Raw genomic sequence first — 16,671 nt, forward strand, 5'->3', positions numbered from 1 at the left:
AACTGATGAGTCATTATTATGAAAGATTTCATGAAGATATTTTAGGATTGAATAAAAAATTAGCAGAAAATTTTAAAAATTCTATTGTTTCTCATGGTAATGATCCTCTTGATGCTCTTCAAGGCATAGAGCAATTTGTTTATAATCTTCCTTCAATGATTACCCATCCTAGTTATAAAGAATTACTTTCCAAAAGAAAAAATTTAAGTGATACAGCTATCATTGTTTCTACAGGACCATCTCTTACTAAACAATTGCCTTTATTAAAAAAGTATGCTAGTAAAGCTACGATTTTTTGTGCGGATTCTTCTTATCCTATTTTAGCTAAACATGGTATAAAACCTGATTATGTTTGTATGTTGGAAAGAACTGAATTAACAGCAGAGTTTTTTAATCATGATTTTGGAGAATTTGATAAGGATATTGTGTTTATTTGTGCTGGTGTTGTTCATCCAAAGGCGATTGAGTATTTAAAGGGTAGAAATAGAAAATATCTTATCATACCAAGATATTTATATTTTCCAATCTATATAAAGCTTAAATATTTTGATTTTTTATACAATACACCTAGCGTTGCACATATGGCTTGTTATCTTTCCTTACATTTAAATCATAAAAACATCATTTTTATAGGACAGGATTTAGCTTATGCTGAAAATGGCAATTCTCATCCTGATGATTATCAAAATTCAGCTAATTATGAAAGTCAAATGTATGAACATATTTTAACCGAGGCTTATGGTGGGAAAAAAGAAATTAAAACTCATGAAGTTTGGATATTTTTTAAACAAATCCTAGAAGCAATGATTATTAAGTATCACATCACCACCTACAACTGTACCGAAGGTGGAGCAAGGATAGAAGGAACCATAGAAAAACCTTTTCTATGGGCTTGTGAGAATTTACTTGATAAAGATTTAAATAAACCTTTTGAAAAATTAGAACCTTTAAGTTTAAATAAACAAAATGAATTTTTACTTAAGGCTTATTATAAAGTTTATCAAAGTATTAAACATTGTAGAGATTTTAGTAAAATACTCAGCAATGATTTTAACAATATACAAAATATATATTTAAATTTAAACAAAAAAGAAAATGATTTAAACTTGGCTATTAGAAAAATAGATGAATTTAAAAATAAATTAGAAAATATCAAACAAATGCAAGATTTATATGAAATTTTACAACCTCTGCGTACTCAATTTGAACTTAATCTTGCTAGAATTTATGTTTTAAATCCTAAAACCAAAGAAGATGCTTTTAATAAAAGTATTCTTTGGATAAAAGAACATTTAGAATTTATGGAATTAGTTTATGGGCATATTAAAGCACAAGAAAATGCTTTGATTAAAAATATACTTCCTTTAGAAGAAAAACTTAAAGAAAGAAAATTAGATAAATGGATGGAAAGGGTGAGAAGGTGAGAAATATTTTAGTTACAGGTGCTGATGGTTTTATAGGTTCTCATCTTTGTGAAAGTTTGGTCAAAAAAGGTTTTAAAGTCAGAGCTTTAAGTCAGTATAATTCTTTTAATTTTTGGGGACATTTAGAAAAAAGTCCTTTTTTAAAAGACATGGAAGTTATAAGTGGAGATTTAAGAGACAGTTTTTTTTGCGAAAAAATCACCAAAAATATAGATGCGATCTTTCATCTTGGCGCTTTAATCGCTATCCCCTACTCCTACACAGCCCCACAAAGCTATGTGGATACCAATGTCAATGGCACTTTAAATATGCTCGAAGCAGCTAAAAAAAACGAGATTTCACATTTTATCCACACCTCAACAAGCGAAGTTTATGGCACAGCCTTTTATGTACCTATCGATGAAAAACACCCTTTACAACCTCAAAGCCCTTATTCTGCAAGCAAAATCGCTGCAGATATGATGGCGCTGAGTTATTATAATTCTTTTAATTTAAATGTCAATATTGCACGCCCTTTTAACACCTATGGACCAAGACAAAGCGCAAGGGCTATCATACCTACCATCATCACACAAATTTTAAGTGGAGCAAAGGAAATCAAACTAGGAGATTTAAGCCCTAAAAGGGATTTAAATTTTGTGCTAGATACTTGCGAGGGTTTTATCTCTCTTTTAAATTTAAAACATTTTGGAGAAGTTTATAATATAGGCTCAGGAGTGGAATACTCCATGCAAGAAGTACTTGATCTCATACAAAAAATTTTAGATTCTAAAGTAAAAATCATCCAAGATGAACAAAGATTGCGTCCTAAAAATAGCGAAGTTTTTAGACTTTGTTGCGATGCAAACAAGCTTAAAAAAGCTACAAATTGGCAAAGCAAAATAAGTCTAGAAGAAGGCTTGAGACAAAGCATAGAGTATTTTAAAGAAAATTTAGAAAATTATAAAAGCGAGCTTTATAATGTTTAAAAAAGAAATTTCTTTTATAAAAAGTCTTTTTAATAAAGAAAATATCGCCCTACATGAGCCTTGCTTTATAGGCAATGAGAAAAAATATCTCTTAGAATGTATCGATAGCGGTTTTGTTTCAAGCGTAGGAGAATTTGTAACGCGTTTTGAAGAAGCTTTAAAAGAAAAAACCAAAGCACGCTTTGTCATCGCTACAAATACAGGCACAGCAGCCCTTCATATCGCTTTACTAGCTAATGGTATCGATGAAAACTGCGAAGTCATCACTCAAAGCATAAGCTTTGTCGCTACGGCCAATGCTATCGCTTATACAGGTGCAAAACCCGTTTTTTTAGATATAGATGAAAACACTCTAAGTTTAAGTCCTAAGGCTTTAGAGCATTTTTTAGAAAATCAAACTTATCAAAAAGATAATCTTAGCTATAACAAAACCACACACAAACTCATCAAAGCTTGTGTTATTATGCACACCTTTGGTTTAAGCGCTCATATAAAAGCCATCAAAGAGCTTTGTGAAAAATACCACATCCTTTTAATTGAAGATGCTGCAGAAGCCTTAGGAAGCACCTATGAAAACAAGGCCTTAGGCACTTTTGGAAAGTGTGGAATTTTAAGCTTTAATGGCAATAAAATCATCACAGGTGGATGCGGTGGGGCGATATTAAGCGATGATGAAAATTTAGCCAAACTTGCAAGACACCTTAGCACCACAGCTAAAATCCCCCATCCTTACGAATACGATCATGATAGGATAGCTTATAATTACCGTCTTTGCAATATAAACGCAGCAATCTTGTTTGCAGGACTTGAAAATTTAGAACTTTTTTTAGAAAACAAAAGAGAACTTGCTAAAATTTACAAGGATTTTTTTAAAAATCACGATAAATGTAAATTTATCGATGAAAAAAGCAATGAAAAAAGCAATTTTTGGCTCAATACCTTGCTTTTTAAAAATGAAAATTTAAGAAATATTTTTTTAGAAGAATGCTTGAAAAATAATATTTTCGTCCGTCCTGTATGGAAAAGCTTACCGAGTTTAAAAGCTTTTCAAAACTGTCAAAGCAATGAGCTTATAAACACTAAAAAATTAGAAAAACGCTTGATTAATTTACCTAGTAGCGTTAGAATAGCAAATAAAAAGGAATGATGCGTTGCAAAATTTAATTCAAAGCATTAAAAAAATTTAATAAGAAAAAATATGAGAATAGCGGGAGGGGGGATTTGATTTTTTTACTTCTTCTTTTAGGAGAAGTGCGTGAAAAATGTCATCATCATAGGAGCGGGTGGCTTTGCTAGAGAGCTTTATTCTTATTTAAAAGATGCAAATTACGAAATTATAGGCTATATTGATATACAAGAAAATAATTTTTTTGACTTAAAATATCTAGGCAATGAAGATAATTTCGATAAAAAGTTGATTCAAAAAGCATCTTTTGCTTTAGGTGTAGGACAAATCAATTTAAGAAAAAAATCCTTGTAAAACTTTCAAAAAAAATCATGTAATTTTATCACTTTTATACATCCTCAATCTTTTGTTTCAAAAGAAGCTAAAATAGGACAAGGGGTTATAGTGTGTCCTTTTGCAACCATTAATGCTAATTCAAATATAGGAGATTTTGTGCTTTGCAATATTTATTCAAGCATAGCTCATGATTGTAAGGTAGGAGAAGGAAGTATTTTAAGCCCTTATGCTACACTTAATGGAAATTCAAGCATAGGAAAAAATTGTTTTTTAGCTACTAGAGTTAGCCTGTTGCCTTGCGTAAACTTAGAAGATAACTGCATAGTAAGCAGGTAGTATTATTAGCAAAAACTACACATCCAATCAACTTATTTTTCATAAAAATATAATTAAAACAAGGAAAAAACAATGAAAGAAATTAATATCATAGACTTTGGTTTAATGGGTAAGCAAATAAGTGCTTTATTTTATTTATTAGGCTATGAAATAGGTGTTTATAATAAAAGCAAGCTCAATATATACGAATTTGAAAAACAAATAAAACTTCTACAAAGAAAAATAGATTTTTCTAATTTTAACGCCGGAAAAATAAACATTTACCAACATATAGAAGATCTTAAAAATAGCTTGACTATAGAAAGCTTAAATGAAGATTTAAATTTAAAAAAAGAAATCATGCAAATTCTTAGAGATAATAATATAGTTTTTTCGAATTCAAGTTCTTTGAGTATGGATGATTTAAACTGCGATTTTATACATTTTTTCAATACTATTTATATCAAATTAATAGAACTTTGTGGTTCTAATTTAGAACGATTTACCCCATTGAAAGATCTTAAAAAATTAGGATTTCATATCATTTGCAGTAAAGGCAATCGAGGAGCTTTAGCAAATTTACTTTTGTTCAATGAAATTTCATCATTTTTTAAAATTATAGAAAAATACGATTATAATTTCAAAGAATGTCAAACAGTTTATGATTTGCTTTATGAAAAAAGAAATTTGTTAAATATTATCGACACTATAGGCATAGAACTTTGTAATAAAATTTGTAAGAATTTAAAAGAAGATGATGAAAATTTTTACCATCCAAAAATCTTTAAAAAGGCCTTATAAAAAGGAATTTTAGGTAGAAAAATAAAACAAACATAAGTGATATTTTATAAAATAAGCAAATATTAATTTAATATTTTATACAATCTAATATTTTTATTAAATTGAAGGGGTGGGGAATGATTTATTGTGATCACTGCGTGATGCCAAATACTAGACCTGGTATTAATTTTACAAAAGATAAAGAAGGTAAAAATATCTGTTCAGCTTGCATCAATCATAAAAATAAAGAAAATATTGATTATAAAGCAAGGTTTAAAGAGCTTGAAGTCTTATGCGATAAATACCGCAGAATGAATGGAAAATTTGAATATGATTGTGCTATTGCCGTAAGTGGAGGTAAAGATTCGCATTTTCAAGTGCATATCATGAAAGAAAAACTTGGAATGAATCCTATTCTTTTTAGCGTTGAAGATAATTTCACCATGACTGAAGCAGGTAAGAAAAATCTTAAAAATTTAAGTGAAACTTTTGGTTGTCATATTATTAGCTTAAAGCCTGATATCAAAACTCAAAAAAAAGTTATGCTAAAAACCTTTGAAAAATATGGAAAACCCACTTGGTTTATTGATAGACTGATTTACAGCTATCCTTTTGCTATGGCTTTAAAATTTAATACACCTTTATTGGTTTATGGAGAAAATGTTAGTTATGAATATGGAGGTAGTGATACCGAAGAAACTCCTAGCGCTAAAGAAATATTTTTAAATGGTGTAGCTAGTGATTTAAATATAAATGAATTTATAGATGATGAAATCAAAGAAGAAAATTTGCAACTCTTTTTCAATCCAAACAAAGATAAACTCGATAAACTTAACCCTATCTATCTAAGTTATTTTGTAAAATGGAATTCTTATAGCAATTATATTTTTGCTAAAAGTCGTGGTTTTACTGATCTAGAAGGCGAATGGGATAGAACAATGTGTGCAGAAAATTTTGATCAAGTTGATAGTATAGGCTATATCCTACACGCTTGGATGAAATACCCTAAATTTGGTCATGCTTGTGCGAGTGATTACGCAGCTCGTTTCGTGCGTTATGGACTTTTAAGCAGAAAAGAAGCTATTGAACTTGTGCAAAAAAGAGATCATAAGCTTGACAATAAATGCGTTGAAGATTTTTGCAATTTCATAGGTATTAGTAAAACTACATTTTGGAAAATAGTAGAAAAACATTACAATATGGATTTATTTTATAAAAATGATTTTGGAGAATTTAAATTAAAAAACAAATTACAATAAAAATATAAAGGAAAAAAATGCAAAACTCATTAGAAGCTTATACAATGAAATATAATGAAAATGGATACGGATTACTTTTTCCAGATGGTCATGTAGTACGTTTTTATGAAAGAATTTTAAAATACAAACTAAATAAAATAAATGGAAATTTACTTGATTTTGGTTGTGGCAATGGTGTACATTCAGCGTATTTTCAAAGCAAAGGGTTTAAAACTTTTGGAATAGATATAGTTCCAAGTTTAAAAGAAATTTGGGAGCAAAATATTAGCGGGGGGGGGTATTGTAAAATTATAGAACCAAATTCTAGCATCAAAGGACTTTTTGATGAAAATATGGATATTATCTTTGCAAATCAAAGTCTTTACTACATACCTCTAAAAGAACTTAAACAAAATATTTTAGAATTTTACGAACTTTTGAACACAGGTGGAATACTTTTTGCTACAATGATGAGCAAGAAAAATTATTATTTTTCCCACAGTCAAAAAGAAGAAAAAAATGGCTTGAGTAAAGTTGAAATTAATGGAAGATTAAATGAAACAAGCTTTATACATTTCATCGATAAAGCCGAAGATCTAGAAAATCTTTTTCAACCTTTTGAAACTTTATTTCTAGGAGATTATGATCCTATTAATTTTTATAATTTTGAAGGATCGGCACACCATTATATTTATATAGGTATTAAAAAATAAAATTTTGCCTTTATTTTAAGGCAAAATAAAGGCAAAACTATGAAAAAAACTTTAATCATCGCAGAAGCAGGAGTTAATCACAATGGTGATTTAAATTTAGCTAAAAAGTTAATAGAAATCGCAGCAGATTCAGGAGCTGATTTTGTTAAATTTCAAAGTTTTAAAGCCAAAAACTGTATCAGCACAAAGGCTAAAAAAGCACCCTATCAGCTTAAAACCACGGCTAATGATGAAAGTCAGCTTCAAATGGTGCAAAAACTCGAACTCGATCTTAAAGCTCATAAAGAGCTTATCTTACACGCAAAAAAATGCAATATCGCCTTTCTTTCTACTCCTTTTGATCTTGAAAGTGTAGATCTTTTAAATGAGTTAGGCTTAAAAATCTTTAAAATTCCAAGCGGAGAAATCACCAATCTACCCTATCTTAAAAAAATTGCAAAGCTTAATAAAAAAATCATACTTTCAACAGGCATGGCAAATTTAGGCGAGATAGAAGAAGCTTTAAATGTGCTTTGCAAAAATGGCGCTAAACGCCAAAATATCACTCTTTTACACTGCACTACAGAATACCCTGCCCCTTTTAATGAAGTCAATCTTAAAGCCATGCAAAGCTTAAAAGACGCTTTTAAGCTTGATGTGGGTTATTCTGATCACACAAGGGGTATACACATTTCTCTAGCTGCAGTTGCCTTGGGAGCTTGTGTAATAGAAAAGCATTTTACTCTAAACAAAAATATGTCAGGGCCTGATCATAAAGCAAGCCTAGAACCTCATGAACTAAAAACGCTTTGTACTCAAATAAGACAAATACAAAAGGCTATGGGTGATGGCATAAAAAAAGCAAGCAAAAGCGAAAGAAAAAATATCAACATAGTAAGAAAAAGTTTAGTCGCTAAAAAAGATATCCAAAAAGGAGAAATTTTTAACGAAGAAAATCTTACTACCAAACGCCCAGCAAATGGTATAAGTGCTATGAGATATGAAGAGTTTTTAGGTAAAATTGCTACAAAAAACTACAAAGAAGATGAGCTTATCTGTGAGTAAAAGAAAAATTTGTATAGTCAGTGCAACAAGGGCTGAATGGTATCTTTTAAGAAATTTATGTCGTGAAATTCAAAACGATAAAGATCTAAGCCTTCAAATCATTGCTACAGGAGCGCATTTAAGTCCTGAGTTTGGACTCACTTATAAAGAAATAGAAAAAGAATTTAAAATCACTAAAAAAATCCCTATCCTGCTTGCAAACGATGATAAAATAAGCCTTTGTAAAAGTATGAGTTTAGCTTTTAGTGCTTTTAGCGATGCTTTTGAAGACTTAAATCCTGATACGGTGGTCATTTTAGGCGATCGTTATGAAATGCTTAGCGTAGCAAGTGTATGTCTATTGATGCACATACCTTTAGTGCATTTATGTGGCGGGGAGCTTACTTTAGGGGCTATTGATGATAGTATAAGACACAGCATTTCAAAAATGTCACATTTACATTTTGTAAGTCATGAAATTTATAAAAAAAGGCTTTTGCAACTTGGAGAAGAAGAAAAAAGGGTTTTTAATATAGGTTCTTTAGCTTCTACCATCATAAAAAATATGAATTTTTTAAACAAAAAAGATTTAGAAAAAGCCTTAGAAATGAAACTAGATAAAGAACTTTACTTAATCACTTATCATCCTTTAACCTTAAATGTAAAAAATACTCAAAAAGAGATTAAAACCTTACTTAAAAAACTTGATACCCTTAAAAACGCAAGTTTGATTTTTACCAAAGCAAATGCCGATGAAAATGGACTTTTAATCAATGAAATTTTGCAAAATTACTGCCAAAAAAACTCACACAAGGCTAAACTTTTTGATAATCTTGGCTCACAAAAATACCTAAGTCTTATGAAAATAGCCAAGGCCATGATAGGCAATTCTTCAAGTGGTATTAGTGAAAGTCCTTTTTTTAAAACTCCTTGCATTAATATAGGCGATAGACAAAAAGGGCGTTTAAGAACTCAAAATATCATTGATTGCGAAATCAACGATCTTGATCAAGCTTTTGAAAAATTAGAAAGCAAAGAATTTAAACAAAATTTAAAAAATTTTAAAAACCCTTATGATAATGATAAAAATCCCAATAAAATCATAAAAACTTGCCTAAAAAATGTAAATTTAGATACAATTTTACATAAAAATTTCATCGATTTATAAGGCTTAGTGTGGATATAAACAAACTCAAACTCACCCCTGATTCTAGCATAAAAGAAGCTTTAAAAATAGTCGGGCAAGAACGCGTTAGATTAGGCATTATAGTTGATAAAAAGGATAAATTTTTAGGAGTCATTAGCGATTCAAACATCAGAAAAGCTTTAATTAGTGGCAAAACTTTAAAAGATAGTATCAAAGATATTTACACTAAAAATCCCATCACCATAAAAGAAAACACAAGCAAAGAACAGCTTTTAAAAATTTCTGCTAAAACCGATATTTACGACTTTCCTGTTTTAGATGAAAAAGGGCAAATTCTTTCTATAAAATCTATCTCATCACTTTTAAAAGCCAATCCAAACTCCATTATCATCATGGCTGGAGGCTTAGGCTCTCGCTTAAAAGAACTGACTAAAGATACTCCAAAACCTATGTTAAAAGTAGGCAAAAAACCCATTTTAGAAAGCATAATCCAAAGACTTAAAAATCAAAATTTTGAAAATTTTATCTTTTGTGTGAATTATAAAAAACAAATCATAGAAGATTATTTTCAAAAAGGGCAAAAATTTGGGGTTAAAATTTCTTATATTAAAGAGCGTAAAAAACTAGGTACAGCAGGGGCTTTAAGCCTTATAAAACAAGAATTTAAAGAAAGTTTTATCGTTATGAATGCAGACATTTTAACCGAGCTTGATTTTAATGATCTTTTAAAAGCGCATAAAAAATCAAAAGCTTTAATGAGCGTTTGCGTGCGTGAGTTTGAGCAACAAATTCCTTATGGAGTGATCACTCAAAAACAAGGTTTTATAGAAAATATAGAAGAAAAACCTACACAAAAATTCCTAGTAAGTGCGGGGATTTATGTACTTGAAAATGAAATTTTAAATTTAATTGCTAAAAATGAATACCTAGATATGCCAGAACTCATCAAACTCGCTCTACAAAAAGGTAAGGTAAATACCTATATCATCAATGATTATTGGATCGACATTGGAAGGCCGGATGAGTTTTTAAAAGCCAATGAGGATTTTAAATGAAAGTCTTAATCATAGGTTTTGGAAGCATAGGAAAAAAGCATTTTTTAGCCTTAAAAAATTTAAATCATGAAGTAAGTTTGCTTTCTTTAAGTGCTAAAAAAGAAGAATTTAAAAACACTCCAATTTATCGCTCTTTGAAAGAATGTGATTTAAACGAATTTGATCTTTTTATCATCGCAAATATCACCACAGAGCATTTTAACACCTTAAAAGCTTTAAATGAGCTTGTAAAAGATAAAATCATACTCGTAGAAAAACCTTTATTTGAAAAAAGCCAAAATTTCACAAGTTTAAAAAATCACATTTATGTAGCATATTTACTGCGTTTTCATCCTGTGATTGTCGCTTTAAAAAGGCTTTTAAAAGGTGAAAAAATTTATTTTGCTAGTTTGATTTGTAATTCTTATTTGCCCCATTGGAGAGCTTTAGACTACAGGCAAAATTACAGCGCTAAAAAAGAGCTAGGTGGTGGGGTTTTACTCGATCTTTCTCATGAAATCGATCTAGCCTTTTTTCTTTTTGGAAACTTAGAGCTTATATACTCCCAAAATGCTAAAATTTCAGAGCTTGACATAACAAGCGATGATTTTGCCTTTTTGGTTTTAAAAAATTCACAAAAAGCTAAAATTCATATAGAACTAGACTATTTTTCTAAATTTAACAAAAGAGAAATTATCATCCATACTTTAGAAAAAAGCTTTAAAGCCGATTTGATAAACAATAAAATCGAAATTTATCACAAAAATCAAAGTCAAAAAATCTTAAATTTTGAAAATGATACGATAAAAACCCTTCAAAATTTACATCATGCAGTCTTTGAAAAAGACAAAGAACTTTGCGATCTTAAGCAGGCTTTAAAAGTGCTTGAAATTTGTGATGAAGTAAGGAAAAAAAATGGCTGAAATTTTATGTACCATTTGTGCTAGGGGTGGTAGCAAAGGCGTTAAAAACAAAAATATTAAAAAGATTAACGAACTTGAAATGATAGCTTATAGCATCATACAAGCTCAAAATTCAAAGCTTTTTAAACACATAGTCATAAGTACTGATAGTGATGAAATCGCAAGTGTAGCCCAAAAATATGGTGCTGAAGTTTTTTTCAAAAGAGAAGCTCATCTTGCCAATGATCGGGCTGCAAAACTTCCTGTCATGCGTGATGCCTTGCTAAGAAGTGAAGAGCATTTTAAAACGTGTTTTGAAACTCTCATAGACTTAGATGCTTCAGCCCCGCTTCGCTCAAGCCTTGATATAAAAAAAGCTTATGAAAGTTTTGTTGAAAATGATAATTCCAATCTCATCACCGCAGTTCCTGCTAGACGCAATCCTTATTTTAACCTCGTAGAAATACAAAATAACAAGGTAGTAAAATCCAAAGAAGGAAATTTTACCACTCGCCAAAGTGCCCCAAAATGCTATGATATGAACGCTAGTATTTATATCTTTAAAAGGGATTATCTTTTAGAAAATGATAGTGTTTTTGGCAAAAACACAGGGCTTTTTGTAATGGATGAAAGCACGGCTTTTGATATTGATAGCGAGCTTGATTTTAAAATCGTAGAGTTTTTAATCTCTTTAAAAAATTTATCGCCAAAGGATTTTTAATGCTTGAAAATAAAATCATCTTTGTAGCAGGAGCTTGTGGGCGTATAGGTAAAGCGCTTTGTCAAAAAATACTTCTTAGCAAAGGTATCCCTATACTCGCAGATATCAACAAAGAACGCTTAAATAAATTGCAAGAAAATTTAGAAACAAATTTTAAAACAAAACTTTTAAGCTTAGAACTTGATATCACTAAACAAGAAAGCTTACAAACCGCCCTTCAAAAAAGTCAAGAAAGATACGGCAAAATCGATGCTTTTGTTAACTCAAGCTATCCTTTTGGCAAAGATTGGGGTAAAACGCCTTATTATGAACTCAAATACGAACAAATTTGTGAAAGTTTAAATTTACATTTAGCAGGCTTTATGCTAGCCGCTCAAGAATTTGTGAAATTTTTTAAACAACAAGGCTATGGTAATATCATCAATCTTAGCTCCATCATGGGAGTTTATGCGCCAAAATTTGAAAACTATGAAGGCACTTCCATGCAAAGCTCTTTAGAATATAGCGTGATAAAAGCAGGGATTAACCACATGGGTACTTGGCTAGCTAAAGAGCTTTTTAATCAAAACATACGCGTTAATACCCTAGCAAGCGGGGGAATTTTAGACAATCAAAACGAACTTTTTTTAAAAGCTTATAGAAAATGTTGTGCGAGTAAAGGCATGTTAGATGCAGATGATATATGTGGAACTTTGGTGTTTTTACTTAGCGATGAGAGTAAATTTATCACAGGGCAAACTTTAGTGGTAGATGATGGATGGGGCTTATGATGACCTTCATCCCTACTCAAAAAGAACTCTTTAACAAAAACATTGAGGCTTTAAGTAATATTCTTTTAAAAGAAAGTTTAAAAGAAATTAAATCAAGTAAATTTGAACTTATCTTAGGTAAAGATAATCTAGATATCAATCTAAAAGATACAAGTGATAATACTTTTCTTTATGAAAATGTTATTGATGAATTAAACTCCATGCTAAACACTTATAATGATAAATATCTACTTTATCCTGTATTATATTTTTATGGTTTTGGAAATGGAATTTTATTTAAAGCTTTATTGCAAAATAAAAATCATCAGCATATTGTTGTTTTTGAAAAAGATATAGAAATCATTTGGATCATGTTTCATATCTTAGATTTTTCAAATGAATTGCAAAATTCAAGATTGATGGTTTTGCAAACAAGTTCTTTGGATATAGAATTTTTTTCTAATTTTTGCTCTAGCAAACCTTTCTTTCAATTTTCTAGAATTTATTTTTTAGAACTGATGAGTCATTATTATGAAAGATTTCATGAGGATGTTTTGGAGTTAAATAAGAAATTAGCAGAAAATTTTAAAAATTCTATTGTTTCTCATGGTAACGATCCTCTTGATGCCCTTCAAGGCATAGAGCAATTTGTTTATAATCTTCCTCAAATGATTACCCATCCTAGTTATAAAGAATTACTTTCTAAAAGAAAGGGTATAAGTGATACAGCTATCATTGTTTCTACAGGACCCTCTCTTACTAAACAACTTCCTTTACTTAAAAAATATGCCAATAAAGCTACGATTTTTTGTGCTGATTCTTCTTATCCTATTTTAGCTAAACATGGTATAAAACCTGATTATGTTTGTATGTTGGAAAGAACTGAAATTACTGCTGAATTTTTCAATCATGATTTTGGAGAATTTGATAATGGAATTTGTTTTATTATCAAATCCATAGTACATCCTAATGCCATAAATTACCTAACCAAAAAAACCGATAATTTTACTATAGTTTCAACCTATGCAAGTTTTATACAATATTTAAAATTAGATTATTTTGGATATTTTAACATGGGATTTAGTGTTGCACATATGGCTTGTTATCTTTCCTTACATTTAAATCATAAAAACATCATTTTTATAGGACAGGATTTAGCTTATGCTGAAAATGGCAATTCTCATCCTGATGATTATCAAAATTCAGCTAATTATGAAAGTCAAATGTATGAACATATTTTAACCGAGGCTTATGGTGGGAAAGAAAAAATCAAAACTCACCATGTCTGGCTTATGTTTAAACGAAATTTAGAGCAAGATGTGCAAAAAATACAAAAGTATTTAGATACTAAAGTTTACAACTGCACCGAAGGTGGAGCAAGGATAAAAGGAACCATAGAAAAACCTTTTCTATGGGCTTGTGAGAATTTACTTGATAAAGATTTAAATAAACCTTTTGAAAAATTAGAACCTTTAAGTTTAAATAAACAAAATGAGTTTTTACTTAAGGCTTATTATAAAGTTTGTAAAAGTATTGAACATTGTAGAGATTTTAACGATAATTTTATTAAAGTTTATGATAAAATAAAAAATTCTTTTACGAGTTTACAAAATTCTCAAAAAAATGAAATTTTTATTCAAGAAATTATTCAAGATATAGATAAAACCAAAACTCAAATAGATGAACTTTACAATACTCAAAAAGATTTGATACAAATTTTAGGTCCCTTACTAACTCAATTTGAACTTAATCTTGCTAGAATTTATGTTTTAAATCCTAAAACCAAAGAAGATGCTTTTAATAAAAGTATTCTTTGGATAAAAGAACATTTAGAATTTATGGAATTAGTTTATGGACATATTAAAGCACAAGAAAATGCTTTGATAAAAAATATACTTCCTTTAGAAGAAAAACTTAAAGAAAGAAAATTAGATAAATGGATGGAAAGGGTGAGAAGGTGAGAGAAGAAAATAATTTTAACAAAAATTTAAAAGCTTTAAGCGGTTTTGAGTATAATAACTTACGCAAAAAACTTGAGGATCTAAAAGAGCTTAGAGAATTTACTTTCACTCAAGGAAAAGATAATCTTGATATCAATATCATAAAAAAAAGAAATTTAAAAAAAATGTATCAAGATCCCATCAAAGAGCTTGAAAAAAATTTAGAATATTTTAAAGATTTTACACGCTATCCTGTGCTTTTTTTTTATGGTTTTGGAAATGGAATTTTATATAAAATTCTACTTCAAAATCAAGCACTTAAAAGAATAATCATCTTTGAAAAAGAATTAGAACTTATCTTTTTGGCTTTAAATTTCATAGATTTTAGCAAAGATTTAAGCTTAGGGCGACTCATTATTTTACATCATGATGATATTAATCTTCCTAAAATGGATAAAGTTTTTCGTTTGATAGGGGATTTGTTTTATCGTTCTTATAACCTACACATTGCTAATGATTTTTATGAACACTATAAAGAAGATATTTTAAAACTTAATAAACTCAATATGCAAACCATCAAAAATCACAATCTTATGCATGGTAATGATCCAAAAGATGCTCTTCAAGGCATAGAGCAATTTGTTTATAATCTTCCTCAAATGATTACTCATCCTAGTTATAAAGAATTACTTTCTAAAAGAAAGGGTATAAGTGATACAGCTATCATTGTTTCTACAGGACCATCTCTTACTAAACAATTGCCTTTATTAAAAAAATATGCTAGTAAAGCTACGATTTTTTGTGCGGATTCTTCTTATCCTATTTTAGCTAAACATGGTATAAAGCCTGATTATGTTTGTATGTTGGAACGCGATGAAATAGTAGCTGAATGTTTTAATAATGATTTTAAAGATTTTGATAAAGACATCATTTTCCTAGTAGCTTCTTTGGTGCATAAAAAAACCATTTCTTATCTTGAAAAAAATCAAAGAAAATACATTTTAATCATAAAAGGCCAGCCTTTTGCGAGATACTTGGAACTAGACGATTATGGATATATTAACGCGGGTATGAGTGTATCTCATATGGCTTATGAACTGGCTGAAAATTTAGGACATAAAAACATCATTCTCATAGGTCAGGATTTAGCTTATGCCAAAGATGGGCAAACACACTCTCAAGGTTTTATCCATGCTAATTTACACAATGGAGACTATGAAAGGGACTTAGATAGATTTAGCACTACAGCTTATGGAGGAAATGGCAAAGTTCAAAGTTCTGAAATTTGGACACTTTTTAGACAAATTTTTGAAAATTTCATTGCTTTTAGCAAAAGTAAAACTTATAATTGCACCCAAGGAGGTGCTAGGATAGAAAGCGCTATAGAAAAACCTTTTAAAGAACTTTGTGAAGATTTACTCGAAAATAAAAAAGATAAAAAATTTAAAAAATTACAAGTTTTAAATACTAAAGAACAAGTAAAACTCGGATTAAAAATCTATCAAAAAATCAAAAAAAATATGAATTTATCCTTGAATTTTAAAAAAGAGTGTAAAAAAGTTCAAAAACAAATTCACAATCTTACCCATGGAAAGAACAAACTCTCTCTTGAACAAATAAATCAAAATATAGACAAAATCAAAGAAAAACTTTCAAATAAAAAATATCTCTTTTTGCAAGAAATTTTAGGCCCTACTTTACATCACGAACAAAGTATATTAACGCCTTTATATCTTAAAGATATCAAAGATGAATCTGATAAACAAAATAAACTTTTTGCTTGGATTTATGCGCATGAATCTTTGATAGAAAATATCATAGAACTTTTAGAAGTCCAAGATAAAAGACTTAAGATTGCGATTTTGCCCTTGCAAGACTTTTTAGAAAAGAAAAAAGCACTTTAAAAGCTTAGATGCATAAAAGCATCTAAGAAATTATTGAAGAAGTTTTAAAACATTTTGCTGCACTGCATTAGCCTGACTCATAGCATAAGAACCTGATTGCGCAAGGATGTTATATTTAGAAAAATTTGCACTTTCAGCTGCAAAGTCTACATCTCTTATGGTTGATTCAGCTGCTTTAACATTGACTTGAGTAACAGTGATGTTGTTTATAGTAACTTGAAGTTGATTTTGCACCGAACCAATGTCGGCTCTGATTTGATCAAGATTTGTTGTGGCTGTTTCAGCTATATCCATCACCGCCATAGCACCCTTAAGTGTGGTAACACCTGCTGTTTCATCTTTTACTCCAAA

17 protein-coding genes are annotated in these 16,671 nt (G+C 29.7%); 16 read left to right on the forward strand and 1 reads right to left on the reverse strand.

Features of this window, described 5'->3' with window-relative positions:
* The 16 genes from ELQ06_RS08285 to ELQ06_RS08360 form a co-directional block, all read left to right on the forward strand.
* Positions 1-1,424 (forward strand): motility associated factor glycosyltransferase family protein (locus tag ELQ06_RS08285; protein WP_134237507.1); only part of this gene is annotated, 1,424 nt, incomplete at its 5' end.
* Positions 1,421-2,392, forward strand: a complete 972-nt coding sequence (gene legB / locus ELQ06_RS08290; protein WP_002786732.1) for a 4,6-dehydratase LegB — start codon at positions 1,421-1,423, stop codon at positions 2,390-2,392. The genes ELQ06_RS08285 and legB, both read left to right, overlap by 4 nt.
* The gene (gene legC, locus ELQ06_RS08295; RefSeq protein WP_002799270.1) at positions 2,385-3,539 is read left to right on the forward strand and encodes an aminotransferase LegC; all 1,155 of its coding nucleotides are present in this window, start codon (positions 2,385-2,387) and stop codon (positions 3,537-3,539) included. Before legB ends, legC begins: the two co-directional genes overlap by 8 nt.
* Before the next feature lie 108 nt (positions 3,540-3,647).
* Positions 3,648-3,872, forward strand: coding sequence for a hypothetical protein (locus tag ELQ06_RS08300; protein ID WP_002799269.1), 225 nt, complete (start codon positions 3,648-3,650; stop codon positions 3,870-3,872).
* 90 nt (positions 3,873-3,962) lie between these two features.
* A complete protein-coding gene (locus ELQ06_RS08305; protein WP_002798100.1) occupies positions 3,963-4,190 on the forward strand; it encodes a transferase in 228 nt (75 codons plus the stop codon).
* A gap of 72 nt (positions 4,191-4,262) precedes the next feature.
* On the forward strand, positions 4,263-4,970 hold the full coding sequence (locus tag ELQ06_RS08310; protein ID WP_002799268.1) for a 3-hydroxyacyl-CoA dehydrogenase NAD-binding domain-containing protein: 708 nt from the start codon (positions 4,263-4,265) through the stop codon (positions 4,968-4,970).
* A gap of 116 nt (positions 4,971-5,086) precedes the next feature.
* Positions 5,087-6,208: an N-acetyl sugar amidotransferase gene (locus ELQ06_RS08315; protein ID WP_002782235.1), complete on the forward strand. Its 1,122-nt coding sequence runs from the start codon at positions 5,087-5,089 to the stop codon at positions 6,206-6,208.
* A 17-nt stretch (positions 6,209-6,225) separates the two neighbouring features.
* Entirely contained in the window at positions 6,226-6,900 is a 675-nt protein-coding gene (locus ELQ06_RS08320) for a methyltransferase domain-containing protein (RefSeq protein ID WP_002788888.1), read from the forward strand.
* Between the two features lie 39 nt (positions 6,901-6,939).
* A complete protein-coding gene (legI, locus tag ELQ06_RS08325) occupies positions 6,940-7,944 on the forward strand; it encodes a N,N'-diacetyllegionaminate synthase (RefSeq protein ID WP_002799265.1) in 1,005 nt (334 codons plus the stop codon).
* The gene (legG, locus tag ELQ06_RS08330) at positions 7,937-9,091 is read left to right on the forward strand and encodes a GDP-N,N'-diacetylbacillosamine 2-epimerase (hydrolyzing) (protein WP_032583843.1); all 1,155 of its coding nucleotides are present in this window, start codon (positions 7,937-7,939) and stop codon (positions 9,089-9,091) included. Before legI ends, legG begins: the two co-directional genes overlap by 8 nt.
* An 8-nt stretch (positions 9,092-9,099) precedes the next feature.
* Complete coding sequence (locus ELQ06_RS08335) at positions 9,100-10,125, forward strand: nucleotidyltransferase family protein (RefSeq protein WP_002799274.1); 1,026 nt, start codon at positions 9,100-9,102, stop codon at positions 10,123-10,125.
* Complete coding sequence (ptmF, locus tag ELQ06_RS08340; RefSeq protein ID WP_038835793.1) at positions 10,122-11,027, forward strand: L-glutamine-D-fructose-6-phosphate isomerase subunit; 906 nt, start codon at positions 10,122-10,124, stop codon at positions 11,025-11,027. Before ELQ06_RS08335 ends, ptmF begins: the two co-directional genes overlap by 4 nt.
* Positions 11,020-11,727, forward strand: coding sequence for a CMP-N,N'-diacetyllegionaminic acid synthase (legF, locus tag ELQ06_RS08345; protein ID WP_038835794.1), 708 nt, complete (start codon positions 11,020-11,022; stop codon positions 11,725-11,727). Before ptmF ends, legF begins: the two co-directional genes overlap by 8 nt.
* The gene (gene ptmA / locus ELQ06_RS08350; RefSeq protein WP_002794569.1) at positions 11,727-12,497 is read left to right on the forward strand and encodes a flagellin modification protein PtmA; all 771 of its coding nucleotides are present in this window, start codon (positions 11,727-11,729) and stop codon (positions 12,495-12,497) included. The genes legF and ptmA overlap by 1 nt, the downstream gene beginning before the upstream one ends.
* Positions 12,497-14,437 (forward strand): motility associated factor glycosyltransferase family protein, encoded by a 1,941-nt coding sequence (locus tag ELQ06_RS08355; RefSeq protein ID WP_134237509.1) that lies wholly within the window; start codon positions 12,497-12,499, stop codon positions 14,435-14,437. Before ptmA ends, ELQ06_RS08355 begins: the two co-directional genes overlap by 1 nt.
* Positions 14,434-16,320, forward strand: a complete 1,887-nt coding sequence (locus tag ELQ06_RS08360) for a motility associated factor glycosyltransferase family protein (protein ID WP_134237508.1) — start codon at positions 14,434-14,436, stop codon at positions 16,318-16,320. The genes ELQ06_RS08355 and ELQ06_RS08360 overlap by 4 nt, the downstream gene beginning before the upstream one ends.
* Positions 16,321-16,350: 30 nt before the next feature.
* On the opposite strand, the gene ELQ06_RS08365 is transcribed toward ELQ06_RS08360, so the two are convergent.
* The coding region (locus ELQ06_RS08365; RefSeq protein WP_262070792.1) for a flagellin at positions 16,351-16,671 on the reverse strand (321 nt) is incomplete at its 5' end.

Source organism: Campylobacter sp. CH246, assembly GCF_004378835.1.
Classification (GTDB): domain Bacteria; phylum Campylobacterota; class Campylobacteria; order Campylobacterales; family Campylobacteraceae; genus Campylobacter_D; species Campylobacter_D jejuni.

Excerpts from the sequence above, each read along its gene's own strand:
- legC (WP_002799270.1), top strand. The coding sequence starts at position 2,385 with ATGTTTAAAAAAGAAATTTCTTTTATAAAAAGTCTTTTTAATAAAGAA.
- ELQ06_RS08310 (WP_002799268.1), top strand. The coding sequence starts at position 4,263 with ATGAAAGAAATTAATATCATAGACTTTGGTTTAATGGGTAAGCAAATA.
- ELQ06_RS08315 (WP_002782235.1), top strand. The coding sequence starts at position 5,087 with ATGATTTATTGTGATCACTGCGTGATGCCAAATACTAGACCTGGTATT.
- ELQ06_RS08320 (WP_002788888.1), top strand. The coding sequence starts at position 6,226 with ATGCAAAACTCATTAGAAGCTTATACAATGAAATATAATGAAAATGGA.
- legI (WP_002799265.1), top strand. The coding sequence starts at position 6,940 with ATGAAAAAAACTTTAATCATCGCAGAAGCAGGAGTTAATCACAATGGT.
- ptmF (WP_038835793.1), top strand. The coding sequence starts at position 10,122 with ATGAAAGTCTTAATCATAGGTTTTGGAAGCATAGGAAAAAAGCATTTT.
- legF (WP_038835794.1), top strand. The coding sequence starts at position 11,020 with ATGGCTGAAATTTTATGTACCATTTGTGCTAGGGGTGGTAGCAAAGGC.
- ptmA (WP_002794569.1), top strand. The coding sequence starts at position 11,727 with ATGCTTGAAAATAAAATCATCTTTGTAGCAGGAGCTTGTGGGCGTATA.
- ELQ06_RS08355 (WP_134237509.1), top strand. The coding sequence starts at position 12,497 with ATGACCTTCATCCCTACTCAAAAAGAACTCTTTAACAAAAACATTGAG.